The organism is Rhizobium phaseoli (genome assembly GCF_001664385.1).
Taxonomy (GTDB): domain Bacteria; phylum Pseudomonadota; class Alphaproteobacteria; order Rhizobiales; family Rhizobiaceae; genus Rhizobium; species Rhizobium phaseoli.
The window spans coordinates 1596804-1611903 of the sequence record NZ_CP013532.1; the positions used below are offsets into that span (position 1 = coordinate 1596804).

Here is a 15100-nt window from a genome sequence, read left to right on the forward strand (position 1 = left end):
CTCCTTAAAGACCTTTGTTCAGAAGGTCTTGCATGACGATCGTCATGGACTGCTTCCATTCCGGGAGCCGGATTCCATAGGTTGTGGCGAGCTTGTCGCCGTTGAGGCGTGAATTGGCGGGACGCTTGGCCGGTGTCGGATAGTCCGCCGTCGGGATGCGCTCGACGCCGACATTTTTGCCGCCGGATTTAAGAAGCGCCGCGAATATCGCTTCGGCGAAATCAGCCCAGCTTGCTTCGCCGCTGCCGGTCAGGTGAAAGGTGCCGCGCAGCGATGGCGCGGGGTCCGCGACGATACGGGTCGCGATTGCCAGAATCGCGTCGGCGATGTCGAGTGCCGAGGTTGGGCATCCCGTCTGATCGGCGACGACGCGAAGATGATCGCGCGTCTCGGAAAGCCGCAGCATCGTTTTCAGGAAATTGGCGCCAAAGGGCGAATAGACCCAGGCGGTGCGCAAGATCACATGGTTGGGGTTCGCCGCCGCGACGGCCTTCTCGCCGGCGAGTTTCGAACGCCCATAGACGGAGATCGGCGCCGTTGCATCCTCTTCGGAATATGCGGAGGCCTTGTCGCCGCTGAAGACGTAGTCGGTCGAAAGGTGGATCACCGGGACCCCGATCCGCGCGGCAGCCTCGGCAATCGCCCCGGCGCCGGCTGCATTGACGGAAAAGGCGAGCTCGGCTTCGCTCTCGGCCTTGTCGACCGCCGTATAGGCGGCGGCCGAGACGATGACATCCGGGCGCTGAGCCGAGAAGGCGGCTGCGACGCTTGCAGGATCCGAAAGATCCATTTCCGGGCGCCCGACCGCAATGATTTCGACTCCCGTCTCGGCGCCACGCCTGAGCAGCGACTGAACGACTTGGCCCTGTTTGCCGGTGACGGCTATGCGCATCGCTTATTGTTCCTTGAAAACGCCGAGGCGTTCGCCGGAATAGACGTTTTCGCGCAGCGGCCTCCACCACCATTCGTTGTCCAAGTACCAGTGCACCGTCTTCTCGATGCCGGTTTCGAAGGTCTCTTGCGCCTTCCAGCCGAGTTCGCTTTCGAGTTTCGAGGCATCGATCGCATAGCGTGCGTCGTGTCCTGGGCGGTCCGTGACGTTGGTGATCAGACGCGCATGCGGTGCCTTGTCGCTATGGACGCCGTCGAGAATAGCGCAGATGCGATGGACGACATCGATGTTCCTGCGCTCATTGCGGCCGCCCACATTGTATTTTTCTCCGGGGCGGCCCGTGGATGCGATCGAGTAGAGCGCGCGGGCGTGGTCTTCGACATAGAGCCAGTCGCGGACATTCGCGCCATTGCCGTAAACCGGAAGAGGCTTGCCCTCCAGTGCGTTCAGGATCATCAGCGGAATGAGTTTTTCCGGGAAATGGAAGGGGCCGTAGTTGTTGGAGCAGTTGGAGACGACGACCGGCAGGCCGTAGGTGCGGTGCCAGGCGATCGCCAGATGGTCGCTTGCGGCCTTGGAGGCGGAGTAGGGCGAGGACGGATCGTAAGGCGTCGTCTCCTCGAAGAGGCCCTGGTCGCCGAGCGAGCCGTACACCTCGTCTGTCGAGACATGCAGAAAGCGGAAGGCGCTCTTGCCGCGCGCGTCAAGCCCGTCCCAATAGTGCCGTGCGGCATCCAGCAGGCTGAATGTGCCGACGATATTGGTCTGAATGAAATCGGCAGCGCCCGAGATCGAGCGGTCGACATGGCTCTCTGCCGCAAGATGCATGACGATATCAGGGCGGAAGGACGCGAATGCTTCCTGCATTCTGGCGCGGTCGCAGATGTCGGCGTGCAGGAATTGATAGTTCGGAGCCGATTCGACGGATTTCAGCGAGGCGCGGTTGCCGGCATAGGTCAGCGCGTCGACATTCAGCACCTCGGCGCCGATCTCGCTGACGAGATGGCGCACCAACGCCGATCCGATGAAGCCCGCTCCGCCCGTAACCAGTATGCGCATTGTCGATCAATCCTGGGGTTGCTGTGCTGAATAGGAAAAATGGCTTGGCAGATCGGCGAGCCGCGGCAGCGTCTTGTCCTTGTCGGACGATACCATGTCTCTCTCATCGAAGGGCCAGCGAATGCCGATCGCCGGATCGTTCCACGCGATGCCCCGATCGTGCTGCGGGCTGTAGGGTGCGGTTACCTTGTAGCTGATGACGCTGTTCGGCTCGATCGTTGCGAATCCGTGTGCGAAACCGGCCGGTATCCAGAGCTGCTTGCCGGTTTCCGGCGAGAGCTCCTGAGAGAGCCATTCGCCGTAGCTCGGTGATCCCACGCGGATGTCGACGACGACATCCATGATCCGGCCGGCAAGGCAGCGCACCAGCTTGCCCTGGGCGAAGGGCGATATCTGGAAATGAAGCCCCCGGACGGTGCCGGCCTGCGCCGAAAGCGATTCATTATCCTGGACGAACGTGACATCGGCCACATTTTCTCGGAACCAGGCATCTTTGAATACCTCGGAGAAGTAGCCGCGATGATCGCCGAAACGTGGCGGCGTGATTGCAACAATGCCCTCGATGGCCACGGTCTCAATGCGCATGGCTTACCTTTTCTGCGGCCTTCATAACGCTCATCAGCATATCCGCCTGCGAGCGGCTCCGAATGGCCTCAAAGCCTCTCGCGGCAATGACATCGCGCTCATCGGCATCTGCGATCAGCTTGAAGCAGCGCTCGATCATGTCGTCATAGGGCTCGATTGCCAAGCCGCCGATGAACGGCTGCAGGTCCGGATCGCGGACGTCGCCTTCCGTCAGCACGCAAACGCGATTGGCGAGCAGATAGGAAATGCGCACGATCTCGAAGACGCCGCTCGCATAATGATGGATGTTGATGACGATCTTGGCGCGGGCAATGGCCGCATCGCGTTCCGCACCATAGATGTTGAAGAGATGCGCGACCTTCAGCCCGCCATCTTTCAGCGTCTTCAGGATATGGTGGCGGCGTTCGTTCATCGAGCCGTAGAAGAGGACGTCGATATCCTTGACCGGGGCGTGCTGAATCTGGCTCAGGCAGCGGCTATAGCCGATTTCGAGCACGCCGGCGTGGTCGATCCCCTTTGCGGCAAGGTTTTCGCGGTTGCGCGGGCTGTAGTCGAGCACCGGCATCGCCCTCAGGATCGACACATACCGCGAATTGATCCAGGTGCTTTCTTCAGACACCTGCTCGAGGTTGATGAGAACGCTGTCCTTCGGCAGGTGGCCGACGATTTCGGGGGCCAGAAGATTGCCGCCGTAGATGATCGGCGCCCGGCCGGCAAATGCGTTCATGTCGCGGACAATCGGTGCCGAACCGCCGAGTTCCTCGAAGGCGCCCTGCAGGCCAAGCGCGACTTCGTCGAAGGCGTGGCTGTGATTGTAGTTTTCGGGCGTCACGATCCAGATACAATGACGGTCCTTGTGCGCCTGCCATCCGCCGGCAAAGGGCTGCAACAGCGGCTGCTCGATTTTCGGCGCGGCCGGTATGGCGGGCCTTTCCGTCCGCACCGGCTGCTGCGGTCCCGGATAGGCTGGATCCTGCTGAGCATAGGCACGCATCAGTTCGCGACCGCCCGTGAACTGACCGCGCGGCATCCAGGCCGGCGGGTCATCGGCGAACCAGATCAGGTGCGGCTGCTTGGTGAGTGGTTGGCGGCCTTCCTGCCACTTTGTCAGGAGAGCCTCATCACAGCTCCTGAGAAAGGCTTCCTTGGCGGTGAAGAGACCATGCAGAACCCGGCCGAGGCGGACGCCGAACTTCCACTCGAAATCGGCAGGCGCCGGCACGAAGGCCGCGATCTTCAATCCTGCCGCAGCGGCTTGATGGACATAGAGCCCGAGCAGACGCTCGATCACGAAGGGTCGCATCTTCGCATTGGCATCGCGTGAATACTGTGCTGAACCGGCATAGGCAGTGCCCGCCGGCGTGCCGCGACGCGCTTCATTTTCCAGCGATTCCAGAATGCGTTCGCAGAAGGCGAAATAACCGGACCAGAATTTTCTGTTGCCGCAGAAATAGTTGCAGAACATGAAGGCGGTCTTGTCTTGCGGCGGCGCGATCGGATAGCCGAGCTGCTGGAGATGCAGGAAGATCGGCTCCATGCCGGGATGACCGCCAAGCAGCGAATGTTCCCAGACGTTGCTGTAGATCGCCGCATGGCCGATCAGCGGATTGTAAAGATAGGCGTCCGCGCCTTCCGCCCTGGCCTTTTCCGCTTCCGTGACGAAGGACGGGAAGCTCGTCACCGACTTCATCTCGAATTTGCTCGAAAGCAACCCCCAGAACACGTCCTCGCCGAGGCCGATTGCCTCGTGATGCTGATGCAGGGTGAGGAAAAGTTCATATTCGCGAGTCGTCGCCTGCGTATTGAACGAGATGTCGAACGGCATGGCCGCCGCATCGAGCTGGCTGCGCTGCAAAGGATCGAGATAAGGCTGATAGATAATGACGGATCCAGTGCTGGCCGCTTTCTCCGTGAGAAGCGCCAAATCGGGAAGACCGGCCGGCAGGGAAGAAATGGGCTGATTGATCGTCAAGGTATTGTCCTTCGCGCATGGCCGCCGTCTTCGTGATTCACGCAACAGCATTCGGCTGGTTCGGGTGTCGACTATTGGACGTGAAGCTTGCGCCACACTGTTGGCAGCAATTTCGCTGGTCAGCTTGGGAACAGGTTAAGCCGTAATGGTCGTGTCAGGCCAACTGCGTGATAGTGCCTAACTTTGGACGGCGTCATGAAAAACGAAAAGATCTATGTAACGAAGCCCAGCCTGCCGCCGCTCGAAGAATTCATTCCTTCGCTGGAAGCGATCTGGAACAATCGCATCCTGACCAATGGCGGGCCATTCCACGAGCAACTGGAGCAGGAGCTCTGCAACCATCTCGGCGTGAAGCACATCAGCCTGTTTTCGAACGCTACCGTTGCGTTGCTGACGGCACTTCAGGCGCTCCGCGTCACGGGTGAAGTCATCACCACGCCTTATTCCTTCGTGGCCACTTCGCATTCGCTTCTTTGGAACGGATTGAAGCCCGTCTTCGTCGACATCGATCCGGTGACGCTCAATCTCGATCCGGCGAAGATCGAAGCGGCGATCACGCAGCAGACGACGGCGATCATGCCGGTGCATTGCTACGGCCACCCTTGCGACGTCGATTCGATCCAGAAGATCGCCGATCTCTATAATCTCAAGGTCATCTATGACGCCGCCCATGCCTTCGGCGTGGAAGACGAGCGGGGAAGCATTCTCAATCACGGCGACCTTTCCATCCTGAGCTTCCACGCGACCAAGGTCTTCAACACGTTCGAAGGTGGGGCCATCATCTGCCCTGATGTCAAGACGAAGACCCGAATCGACCAGCTGAAGAACTTCGGTTACGTCGATGAAGTGACCGTGGTGGCGCCAGGCACGAACGGCAAGATGAGCGAATTCAACGCTGCGCTTGGCCTGTTGCAGTTGAAGTACATCAACTTCGCCCTTGAAAGGCGTGGGCTCATCGATGCCGCATACCGCGAGCGTCTGCGCGGCGTCGCCGGCATAGAATGCCTGAACCGTTCCGGCGAGACCGTCTCCAACTTCTCTTATTTCCCGATCCTTGTCCGTCCAGACTATCCCATCTCACGCGATGCGCTCTATGAGATCCTGAAGGAAAACAATATTCATCCGCGCCGCTATTTCTATCCGCTGATCTCAAGCTTCTCTATGTACCGTAGCTTGCCTTCCGCGCAGCCCGCAAATCTGCCGATCGCAAGCGACGCTGCACAACAGGTGCTCTGCCTTCCCATCTATCCCGATATGGAAATGGAGATCGTCGAGAAGATCTGTGCGCTGATCGAATCGGCTTAAAAACAAGGTATTCCGGCTGTCGCCTCACACCGCAGATTGAAAGTATCTGCGGTGCGAGGTCCTGCGTCGATAGGTCCCGGCGGCCTCACTTGTCAGTGGCTTGAAGGGCGGTCTCCGGCTGCCAGAAGAAATTGCGAAAAGGCTTCTGCTCATGCGAACGCGGCGTGATCATCGATCACGCCGCGTTCCTCATCTCAAAGACGACAGATTAGAGCGCTAGTTGCGGAGCGCGGATTTCGATCCGCTCCGTCATTGGGCGCTGAACGCCTTGCGGTTCGATATCGACCCAGCGGTTTTCAAGCCGCGAACGTTCGATCGCTTCCAGCAGCCGTAGCCCTTCCTCCGCCTCATCGAGCCCAAGCACGTACGGATGGGACAGGCATGCGGTATTGGCCTTGCGCTGCAGCAGGGCGTCGGCGAGGTCGGCGTAGTAATTCGCGAAGGCTTCGATGAAGCCCGAGGGATGGCCCGCTTTGAACCGCTCATAGCGAGTATGGTTAGCGACCATGATATCCGGGCTGGCGCGATCGAGGATCTGCTTGCGGCCTTTGCGGTCGTAGAAATAGGCGATTTCGGGGGTTTCCTGAAGCCATTCAATCGATGCCTTGGAGCCGTAAAGCCGCACCCGCAGGCCATTACGTTGCCCGAGCGCCGTCTTACCGTACCACATGCTGCAATGCAGGCCGCCGGCGCAGCGCACGAGTGCCTGCACATTGTCGAGCACCTGCGGAAAGTTGCCGAAACTCTGGCTGGTTGCGCAGACTTCTTTTGGCTCCCGCTGTGTAAGAAAATGAAGCAGCGAGTGCACGTGAACGCCAAGATCGAGCGAAACCGTCGGCACGGGGCCGTCGTGCAGGCGCCAGTCCTGCGGCGTCATCGGCGTTCCGTCACGGCGGAGGCGGAGAAAGGTCTCCTGCGGCATCTCGATATGAATTTGCTGTAATTCGCCGAAAACACCATGCTCCACCATGCTGCGGATTTCGCGGAGCATGGGGTATCCGGTGTAGTTGTAGGTTACGGCGAGAAAGGCGCCGTTGCTGCGCGCATTGTTGATCATCCTCGTCTCAGCGCTCGAACCCGCAAGCGCCTTTTCAGAGATCACCGAAATACCTGCCTCAAGTGCCGCCACAACCTGCTTCGTATGCTGCTGCGTCGGCGTAAGCACCACGAGAGCGTCGATGTTGCCGGCCTCCTTCAAGAGCAAGGTATCGAAATCGACGTGGCAGCGCTCGGGCTCAATGCGGTATTGCGCCGCCGTTTCGCGATTGATTTCGTCATGGCGGCTGAAGCAGCCGGCGACAAGATCAAATTTCTGATCAAGCTCTATTGCATCGCGGTGAGCGCGACCTACAGCAGAATTGACGGCGCCGCCTAGAAAGGCAAGGCGCAGCTTTTCCGGTACTCCCTGGCTCGATGGGCTCATGCGAGGTCTCCTTGCATCGTTTGGAGCGAAATGAAGGTCTTGAATTCCGGCGCCACCTTCAGCATCTCGTCTCGTGTCTGGAAGCGAGCGTAGAGGATGGCGAGCTTGTCGAACGGTGCCGAATTCATCGGCTTGCCGGTGGTCTTGAGTTGCGCGATGCGAACATCGGATGATGGAATGGAATGCGAGAAGGAAAACGGCGTCGAGGGCGTGTTGGAGGTGATGGTGTGGCGACCGATGAACAGCGGCGGATCGAAGCGCGGTTCGACCGCAAATTCCTCACCCAACAGCAGCGTGATGACGAGGTCGGCATAATCGATGCCGAGAGATAGATCGACTAGTGATCCATATAGATCGCCAGGACAGCGCCGCATGCATTCGACGATCCAGACATCGTCGTCATTCGACAGGAACTGCGTGTGAATGAGGCCGTCCTGCAGTCCGAGCAGCTTGATGACGCGCGCCATAATGGTCCGCGTTTTCGAGCGGACAGTTTCGGAAAGCCGTGACGGATGGTTCGATGAATCGACCTGGTATGGGTAGACTGTACAATATTCGTCGACGAAAACGTCGAAGACGATCTCCTGATTCTTGATGAAGGCGGAGTGGCTGTGCAGGCTGCCTTCGATGAATTCCTCGATTACAATCTCGGCCGCTTGCGAGTTTCGCCGGGCGTCGGCGATGGCGTCGGCAAGTTCTGTCCGGTCGAAGACCTTCGTGACACCTCGGCCGCTGAAACTGTCGCTCGGCTTCACCAGCAGCGGATAGCGCAACGCGCCGGTCTCGACTGGCGAGTCGCCATGCAGGCGCACCGACCGCGGGGCAGGGATGTCGTTCTGCTCGGTAAAGTTGCGGAACGCCTGCTTCGTGTGAATGATGGTCGTGGTTTCCATCGAATCGAAGCGCGGAAATCCAAGTTTTTCGGCGACGAAAGTAGTTGACATGTATGCGACGTCATTGCCCGTCGGGACGACGAAATCGAAATCACCGTTCTCCACGAGGGCGAGCAGCACGTTCGGGTCGCTGTAGTCGATGAAATGCGACTGATCCGCATGCGCGTGGCAGGGCTCATCCGGGCGATTTCCGCACACCGATATATGCAGGCCGCGCCTTTTCAGGGCGAATAGAAGGGGAACTGCGCTGAAGTTGCTGCCGATCAGCAATGCTCTCTTGGTCATTCTCAAATCCATCCCACATACCCCTGAGCAGTTAGGGGGCGTTGCGCATCAAACCGCTGGAGCAGCAGCTTGACAGCTCTCTTCCATCCGCTTCGGTGTTCAGAGACTTGAAAACGGATGCGGTGATCAAAATCATGGGCCGCGGGCGTTTCCCGAGGCTTGCCGATCGAGGCGGTGGACTTCCCATCGCTTCGATCAGAGTTCAGCGCTACAGGATGACTTTCTGTAGAATGCGTTGGGGGCCTATACCGAGGGCCTCAATCTGATCATAGATTTCCGGCGCACTTTGCACGGCGCCGATCATGATCGGCAGGTCATCCGACAGGGCCGAATGAGGAGTGCGCACTTCAATGCCGCCGAGCCTCTGGCCGATCATTTCGGGGCGCGGATCGATGAAATAAGCGATCTTGCTCGTTTTAAAGAACTGCGACTTGCGGCGAATAATCTGAGCCTGTCCGCCGATCCCCCAAACCACAACGCCCTCAGGATAGGCCGGCTCGAATGCCGTCTCCAGCATCGAAGGTTCCAGCTTGGATTTCAACAATTGCAGGGTATCAGGCGTAACCGTCAAAATCCGCTGCCAAACGAGATCGTCAAGGAAAATGAGGCGCGCGCCGCGAACTCTCAGGAGATGGTGAAGTTCTACGATGGACACTAACTGGTCATCGGTCACGCGATCCGTTTTGAAATCGCAGCTGATTTGGAAGTTGCAATCGGTCAGGCCATTCTCGACGATCAGGTCGGCATATTGCCGGAGTTCGTCCGAGGAGCTGTTTTCCGGCAAGAGAATATATTTTATGACGACGTTGCGCGAAGAGCAGGCAGCGTAGCGGCGGAGGTTTTCGAATACCCGCTCGAAATGTTTGTACTTGCGGATCTCATTGAAATTCTTGCTATTTCCGGCGTCGATGCTGGTAACAATATGGGCTTGGTCCTTCCTGAGAAGGTCCGCAAGGGTCTGTGAATACATCGTTGCGTTGGTGATAACGCGCTGCTTAACATTGGAAATGCCCTCAGCCAGCTTGCTGAGAAGCTCGTCGAAGCGCGGCTCGACTGTCGGTTCGCCGCCGCCCCAGACGATGTATTCCATGTTCTCGAGGGCCTTCGCATCCTTTAATGTGTCAATAAAGGCACCCGCATCATAAGCAGGCTTCTTGCCGCCAAAATACGTCTCGCTGCAATAGGTGCAGCGCATGTTGCAAAGCGAGTGATGCTCGAAGGAAAGATACTTGACGCCCTGATTGAGCGGCCGGCCCCAATCCTCGAATTTCAAGAAAGGACAACCGCGGCATTCATCTGAGTTGTCTCGGTTGATCTCTAGGAACAGGGCATCCTTTGCCTGCTTGATATCGCTATAGGTGAACTCAAAATCCTTGCCGTTACCGCCAAAAAGAACCACATCGCCTTTTAGCTCGCCTTCATAGGTGAAGCGCTTGCAGCAGGTGCGCACCTCGCCTGGTCCGAGCAGGATGGAATGATGAAGGTCGTAGCAACTCCAGAGCTTCGGCGCGATCTCCGCGAAGACTTTCAGCATATCTTCCGTCGTATCGCCCTTTTCCATGCCGTTCATAAAGGCATCGAAGGTGATCCGGTATTTGGTGCGGAAGCCGGATGGCGGAACCGGCAGGGGATAGGCGATCTCAGCAAGCTTCATTGAGCGCACGACACGACCGTGAAGCGTGGAGAGTATCTTGCTGGCATCCTCGAGCTTGACCACTTTGCCGGGCAGCAGCCTGAGCAGGCGAGACGCGGTCACGTTAATGATGCCTGTCAGGAAAGGATTTTTCAGGTCAGGCCACATCGGCGTGTCCGCCACGAGCGCATGCATGGCATCGAGTGCATCGAAGAAGCCGTCGACATGACGGGTGCTGAGCGAATTGACGATTGAGCCCTGTGTGTCGAGCTTGCGGTAGATCTGCCTGTCGAGACTCTTGACCGAACGCGCGCGCATCAGCGCGTGAAACATGTAATCGACGTCCTCGTGAAGACCGCCGCGGAACATGATGTTGTTGTCGAGGAGGAAACGGCGGCGGAACACATGGAAGATGACAGATCGATCAACGCGATCCTGAAGATAGTCCGCCAGCCTGGCAGCGCCCGCGACTCGGGCGAGATCCTCGCGGATGCTGGCCTTCAGGCTATTTCCGGTTTCTGCATCATAAAGGCTGGAGTTGAACGCGAGTATATCCGTGAGGTCTTCGACGGATGCCTGAAGCATCTCCAAAAAGTTGTTCTCCACGACGTCGTCGGCATCCACGAAGCAAATCCATTCGCCTTTTGCTCTGAGTACCCCTGCATTCCTGGCGATGCCGGGGCCGCCGTTGCTGTCGAGGCGCACGACGCTGACATTATTCTGCCCATGAGCTATCTCTTCGGCTTTAGCGATCGTGTCGTCTGCCGAGCAATCGTCGATGACAATAATTTCAAATGCCGTCTGCCCCTGCTGATTTAAAAGGCTCTGCAGGCACCGCCCGATGACATTTGAGGCGTTGTAGGCGGGGACGATGACGGAAAAAGACGCCTGCACGATCTGCCCGCGTCCCCCGAAACCCGCCATTGGAGCATCCATCAACTGCATCATTTGAAACCCTCTGTCTGCATGATCGCGCCATGTCGACCATCAATTAAATCGTGAGAATTGCGCGAAACGTGCGGGTACAGCGAAGCTCGCCGAGGTCGACCAAACCGCTACGCGCTCCATCGCCCGGCGTCGTCAAGCAGCGCACTCAGGCGAGCGATCCTCGCATCGAGTTCCGGAAAGGCGGCGCGCCAGTACTGGTAGACATTGAGCAGATTGCGATAGGAGACCGGCAAATCCTGTGGGCTGAGCAATCCGTTGGCGTGCGCATAGTTCAGAATGTCTTCGTAGAAGATGATGGCATAGATGAAGATCGGGTTCGTGGTGTGGTTTGATTTGGAATTGGAATGCTGCCGGAAATAGGAAAGCGGGTGCGGATGGGCGACGAAGGCGCCTTCTTTGGCGAGTTCTATCCAGCCTGAAAGATCAAGAAGTCCACGGAAGACGCCGTTTTCGGGCCTGAAAAGGCGGAACTCGCCATTTCCGTCAAAGCAGTCCGCCTTACGCATCATCACGGTCGAATATTCGCCGACAAGGTTGAGGTGATGCATCGCTGTCAACCGGATGAAATCGCGGCCTTCGATGATCTTCAAACCCCGATCGACTTGGAAATGGTTGATCAGGTTGATGAAATTGTTCCTCTCGTCGATCACATGCCGCGGCGAAAAGGCAAGTTTCGTCCCTCTGTCGCGCGTCGCCTCCAGCGCTTCAAGCAGGAACTGCACGCAGAATGGGTTAAGGACGTCGTCATCGAATAGGTATTTGATGTATTCGCCCTGTGCGAGACCGGCGAGCCTCATGATATTCGTGTATTCGCCCGGATGAGGATTGCGGCTATAGCTGATGAGGCCGGAATATCGCGAGCAGACTGTCTCGATTGCATCCGTCGGGCAATCGTCCGAGACGATGATCTCGACATCCGTATAGCTTTGCGCGATTGCGCTTTTCAGGGCGATTTCAAAAAAATCGGGCTTGTAGGCCGGTATACAGATCGACACGCGCGGCAAATGTTTCTCCCTTGAAAGCTTCGCCCCGGCCTCTGCCGGCGAGAATGGTGATCGGCCCTGCGAAGGACCGAAGCAGATCATTATGATGAGGATAAAGCGCGGGCGTTACGCGAGGCTTGCGTAGAAGGAGAGGGGCAACCGGAAAGAGCCGGCAATCCAGCTTTGCCGGCACACATATCGCCGACGATTTGGGTCAATTTCCAGGTCGACACCATGGCGCCTTATGCCGCCAGGCCGACGGAGTTCCCTACCGCGAAAACTGAATGATCTCGCCATTATACTGCGCGCGCCCCGTCTCTCGGAATCCGAGCTTGGCTGCGACCCTGAGCGACGCCACGTTGTCGGGGCTGATGATGCAGCTCATTGCTTTTCCGGGAAATTGTACTTCCGCCCAGCCGATCAGGGCTGTCAGTGCCTCGGTGGCATAACCGCGGCCCTGGGCCGCCGGCATCAGTGCCCAGCCGACCTCCATCGTTCCCTCGATTGACGGCTCCATTTCGCGGCGGGCCTCGAGAAGACCGGCTTCGCCGATGAACTGGCCGCTTGTCTTCTCGACGATCGCAAGAAAGCCGAAGCCCATATGATGCCACATGCCGGCAATGCGCAGCATACGGGCCCAGCTTTGCTCGCGTGTCGAGGGTGCGCCGCTGATGAAGCGGACGACGTCTTCGTTCGCCCACAACGCCGCCTGCGCTTCGAAATCGTCGAGGTGGTGAGGGCGAAGCGTCAACCGCTCCGTTTCGAGCGTGGGAATGTCGGTCACATCAGGTCCTTCGGAATCTCCGCCGTCAGGCGCCGGGTTCGCCGTCCCAGTAATCGAGCGGATTTTCCGCGCGTCCCATATGGCGGAATCGCCCGGGCCTGGCGCCATCTCTATTGGTTTTGGCGAGAAACTTGCCGGAATCAGGATATTCGACGATCTCGGTTTTCGCCATTGTCGAAATGCCGAGATAGACGAGGGGCGCCATGCCGGTGTTGATGATCTGGTGCGCCGTTTCAGGCCCGCCGGCTGGCGCGCCGAGCACGTCGCCGGCCTTGATCGCATGGCGCTCGTCGCCGAAGCGGTATTCGCCGGTGCCCGAGATCACGTAGAAAAGCTCGTCTTCGACATGATGATTGTGGAAGGGGCAGCTCGATTTGCCCGACGGCACCTCGTTATAGCTGATGCCGAGACCCGTCAGACCAAGAAGCCCGCCGAACGAGGCGTCGGCGCCCTCGTAGAATTCACCCTGTTTCCAGTGATCGAGCGTGAGATCGGCGATATTGATCACCGCCTTCGGTTCCGTCGCCATGCTGTCCTCCTGTTGCAGGAAGAGAAACTATCATCTTGGCGGGAAATTCAATGCCCATCTGCGCGGATCGGGGAAATCCCCGGCATGGGCGGAGAGGAGACCGCCGCCCATGCTTCGAGCGCCGCGCGATGGAATGCGCAGGGACGCTCTATCGCTCGCAATGCGTGCGAAGCTTAGCGGACGTAGAAGGTCAGGCTTCCGTCGGCCGCCTGTTCGGCATTGACGATGTTGCGGACATCGACGCCTTCATTGTTGAGCCGATGGGCAAGCGACCTGTTGGCGTCGATCGAGGCTTGGATGCCGCGAATGGCCTGGCTGGAGCGTTCCGGCGCCGAGCGCGGACCCGTCGTCTCGTCGTCGAGATTGCGCCAGTTATGGACCTGCTCGACGTTGAAATCATTGCCGTGGAAGGTCCTGAGCGTTTGCTCGATGCCTCGGGCGGTGTTCATCCCAAGACTTTCGGCCCGGCTGGCGCCGGCAAAAGCAAGCGAGGAGAGGGCGGCGGCAACGGTGAGTGTGACAACGCGGTTCATGATTGTATCCTTTCATCTGCTATGACGGTCGGCTGTCGTTGCAGGGGATCGTCTGCGTCACGACATGGAATTGGCGTTGTCCTCTTCGCAATTCAATGGGCTAAGCCACTGAAAATCCGTTAAAAGTTCTTCATGAAAATTGCCTTCGAATTGCCGTTTTCCCGGCGTCCGGCGACGCTGGATCGAAAGGCTTGCTCGGCTGTGCAGCTATCCCTTTGCCGATATTTCGTCTTTGGCGTTGCGGCATCAGGCGAAAGTGCTTGCCATTCTGATGAAGGCGTGTTTTGACCGCGGCCTGCCGAGTGGAAAACGCCCCGCAAACCGAAGGTGAACCATGCCGAGAGAGACCGCTCCCCATATTTTGATCGTTGAGGCCCGCTTCTACGACGACATGGCCGATGCCCTGCTCGAAGGCGCGACCTTTGCTCTGCAGGAGGCCGGCGCCACCTTTGAGGTCGTCACCGTTCCCGGCGCGCTGGAAATTCCGGCAGCGATTGCCATGTCGCTCGATGGAGACGACAATGGCGGCACACATTATGACGGCTATGTCGCCCTCGGCATGGTCATCCGCGGCGAGACCTATCACTTCGATATCGTATCGAACGAATCCTCGCGCGCATTGATGGATCTCGCGGTCAGCGAGTCCCTTGCCATCGGCAACGGCATCCTGACCGTGGAAAATGACGAACAGGCCTGGGCGCGCGCGCGCCGCTCGGACAAGGACAAAGGCGGATTTGCCGCTCGCGCAGCTCTGACGATGATCGAGTTGAAGCAGAAACTGGGTGCATGAAGAATGAGTGACGAGAAGACGGAACGGCCGGTCAAGACTGCGAACCAGCGGGGCGCTGCCCGCCTCGCTGCCGTTCAGGCGCTTTATCAGATGGATGTCGGCGGCACGGGCGTTCTGGAAATCGTCGCTGAATATGAGGCGCACCGCCTCGGCCAGGAAATCGACGGCGCGACCTATCTGAAGGCCGATGCCGGCTGGTTTCGCTCCATCGTCTCCGGCGTGGTGCGCGATCAGGTCCGCCTCGATCCGCTGATCGCTGCAGCGCTGCAGGATGATTGGGCTCTGTCGCGGCTCGACAGCACCGTCCGCGCCATCCTGCGCGCCGGCGTCTTCGAACTCCTTGACCGCAAGGACGTTCCGGTGGCGGTCATCGTCACCGAATATGTCGAAATCGCGCAGGCGTTTTTCGATGACGACGAGCCGAAGCTCGTCAATGCCGTGCTCGACCGCATCGCCAAGCAGGTTCGCAGCGAGGCGAAGAAGTAA

14 protein-coding genes are annotated in these 15100 nt (G+C 58.5%); 3 read left to right on the plus strand and 11 right to left on the minus strand.

All coding sequences use genetic code 11. The features are described from left to right. Window positions 1–4: 4 nt before the first annotated feature. From rfbD to AMC88_RS07790, 4 genes are read right to left on the minus strand one after another with little or no spacing between them, the layout of a single operon-like run. On the minus strand, window positions 5–892 hold the full coding sequence (gene rfbD / locus AMC88_RS07775) for a dTDP-4-dehydrorhamnose reductase (protein WP_012483358.1): 888 nt from the start codon (window positions 890–892) through the stop codon (window positions 5–7). 3 nt (window positions 893–895) lie between these two features. Next, window positions 896–1951 (minus strand): dTDP-glucose 4,6-dehydratase, encoded by a 1056-nt coding sequence (rfbB, locus tag AMC88_RS07780; protein ID WP_064825071.1) that lies wholly within the window; start codon window positions 1949–1951, stop codon window positions 896–898. 6 nt (window positions 1952–1957) lie between these two features. After that, the gene (rfbC, locus tag AMC88_RS07785) at window positions 1958–2536 is read right to left on the minus strand and encodes a dTDP-4-dehydrorhamnose 3,5-epimerase (RefSeq protein WP_012483360.1); all 579 of its coding nucleotides are present in this window, start codon (window positions 2534–2536) and stop codon (window positions 1958–1960) included. Continuing rightward, window positions 2526–4508, minus strand: coding sequence for a CgeB family protein (locus AMC88_RS07790; RefSeq protein ID WP_064825072.1), 1983 nt, complete (start codon window positions 4506–4508; stop codon window positions 2526–2528). The genes rfbC and AMC88_RS07790 overlap by 11 nt, the downstream gene beginning before the upstream one ends. A gap of 195 nt (window positions 4509–4703) precedes the next feature. Here AMC88_RS07790 and AMC88_RS07795 point away from each other — a divergent pair, with 195 nt between their 5' ends. After that, window positions 4704–5813 carry a DegT/DnrJ/EryC1/StrS family aminotransferase gene (locus AMC88_RS07795; RefSeq protein ID WP_004679714.1) on the plus strand — a complete coding sequence of 370 codons (1110 nt, stop codon included), beginning with the start codon at window positions 4704–4706 and terminating at the stop codon, window positions 5811–5813. Between the two features lie 208 nt (window positions 5814–6021). Here AMC88_RS07795 and AMC88_RS07800 read toward each other — a convergent pair whose 3' ends face one another. The 7 genes from AMC88_RS07800 to AMC88_RS07830 all read right to left on the minus strand — a co-directional run bounded on the left by AMC88_RS07800 (window position 6022) and on the right by AMC88_RS07830 (window position 13824). Next, window positions 6022–7236 (minus strand): Gfo/Idh/MocA family protein, encoded by a 1215-nt coding sequence (locus tag AMC88_RS07800; RefSeq protein WP_012483362.1) that lies wholly within the window; start codon window positions 7234–7236, stop codon window positions 6022–6024. After that, a complete protein-coding gene (locus AMC88_RS07805) occupies window positions 7233–8414 on the minus strand; it encodes an ATP-grasp domain-containing protein (protein WP_225884139.1) in 1182 nt (393 codons plus the stop codon). The genes AMC88_RS07800 and AMC88_RS07805 overlap by 4 nt, the downstream gene beginning before the upstream one ends. A gap of 208 nt (window positions 8415–8622) precedes the next feature. Then, window positions 8623–10995: a glycosyltransferase gene (locus tag AMC88_RS07810; RefSeq protein ID WP_064825074.1), complete on the minus strand. Its 2373-nt coding sequence runs from the start codon at window positions 10993–10995 to the stop codon at window positions 8623–8625. A gap of 107 nt (window positions 10996–11102) precedes the next feature. Next, complete coding sequence (locus AMC88_RS07815; RefSeq protein WP_064825075.1) at window positions 11103–11999, minus strand: glycosyltransferase family 2 protein; 897 nt, start codon at window positions 11997–11999, stop codon at window positions 11103–11105. A 247-nt stretch (window positions 12000–12246) separates the two neighbouring features. Next, on the minus strand, window positions 12247–12762 hold the full coding sequence (locus tag AMC88_RS07820; protein ID WP_010018041.1) for a GNAT family N-acetyltransferase: 516 nt from the start codon (window positions 12760–12762) through the stop codon (window positions 12247–12249). Window positions 12763–12787: 25 nt separating this feature from the next. Then, window positions 12788–13291 carry a cupin domain-containing protein gene (locus tag AMC88_RS07825; protein WP_010018039.1) on the minus strand — a complete coding sequence of 168 codons (504 nt, stop codon included), beginning with the start codon at window positions 13289–13291 and terminating at the stop codon, window positions 12788–12790. A gap of 173 nt (window positions 13292–13464) precedes the next feature. After that, the gene (locus AMC88_RS07830) at window positions 13465–13824 is read right to left on the minus strand and encodes a hypothetical protein (protein ID WP_037137924.1); all 360 of its coding nucleotides are present in this window, start codon (window positions 13822–13824) and stop codon (window positions 13465–13467) included. Between the two features lie 334 nt (window positions 13825–14158). On the opposite strand from AMC88_RS07830, the gene ribH reads away from it, so the two are divergent. Next, window positions 14159–14614, plus strand: a complete 456-nt coding sequence (gene ribH / locus AMC88_RS07835; RefSeq protein WP_004674116.1) for a 6,7-dimethyl-8-ribityllumazine synthase — start codon at window positions 14159–14161, stop codon at window positions 14612–14614. A 3-nt stretch (window positions 14615–14617) separates the two neighbouring features. Continuing rightward, window positions 14618–15100 (plus strand): transcription antitermination factor NusB, encoded by a 483-nt coding sequence (gene nusB / locus AMC88_RS07840; protein ID WP_010018343.1) that lies wholly within the window; start codon window positions 14618–14620, stop codon window positions 15098–15100.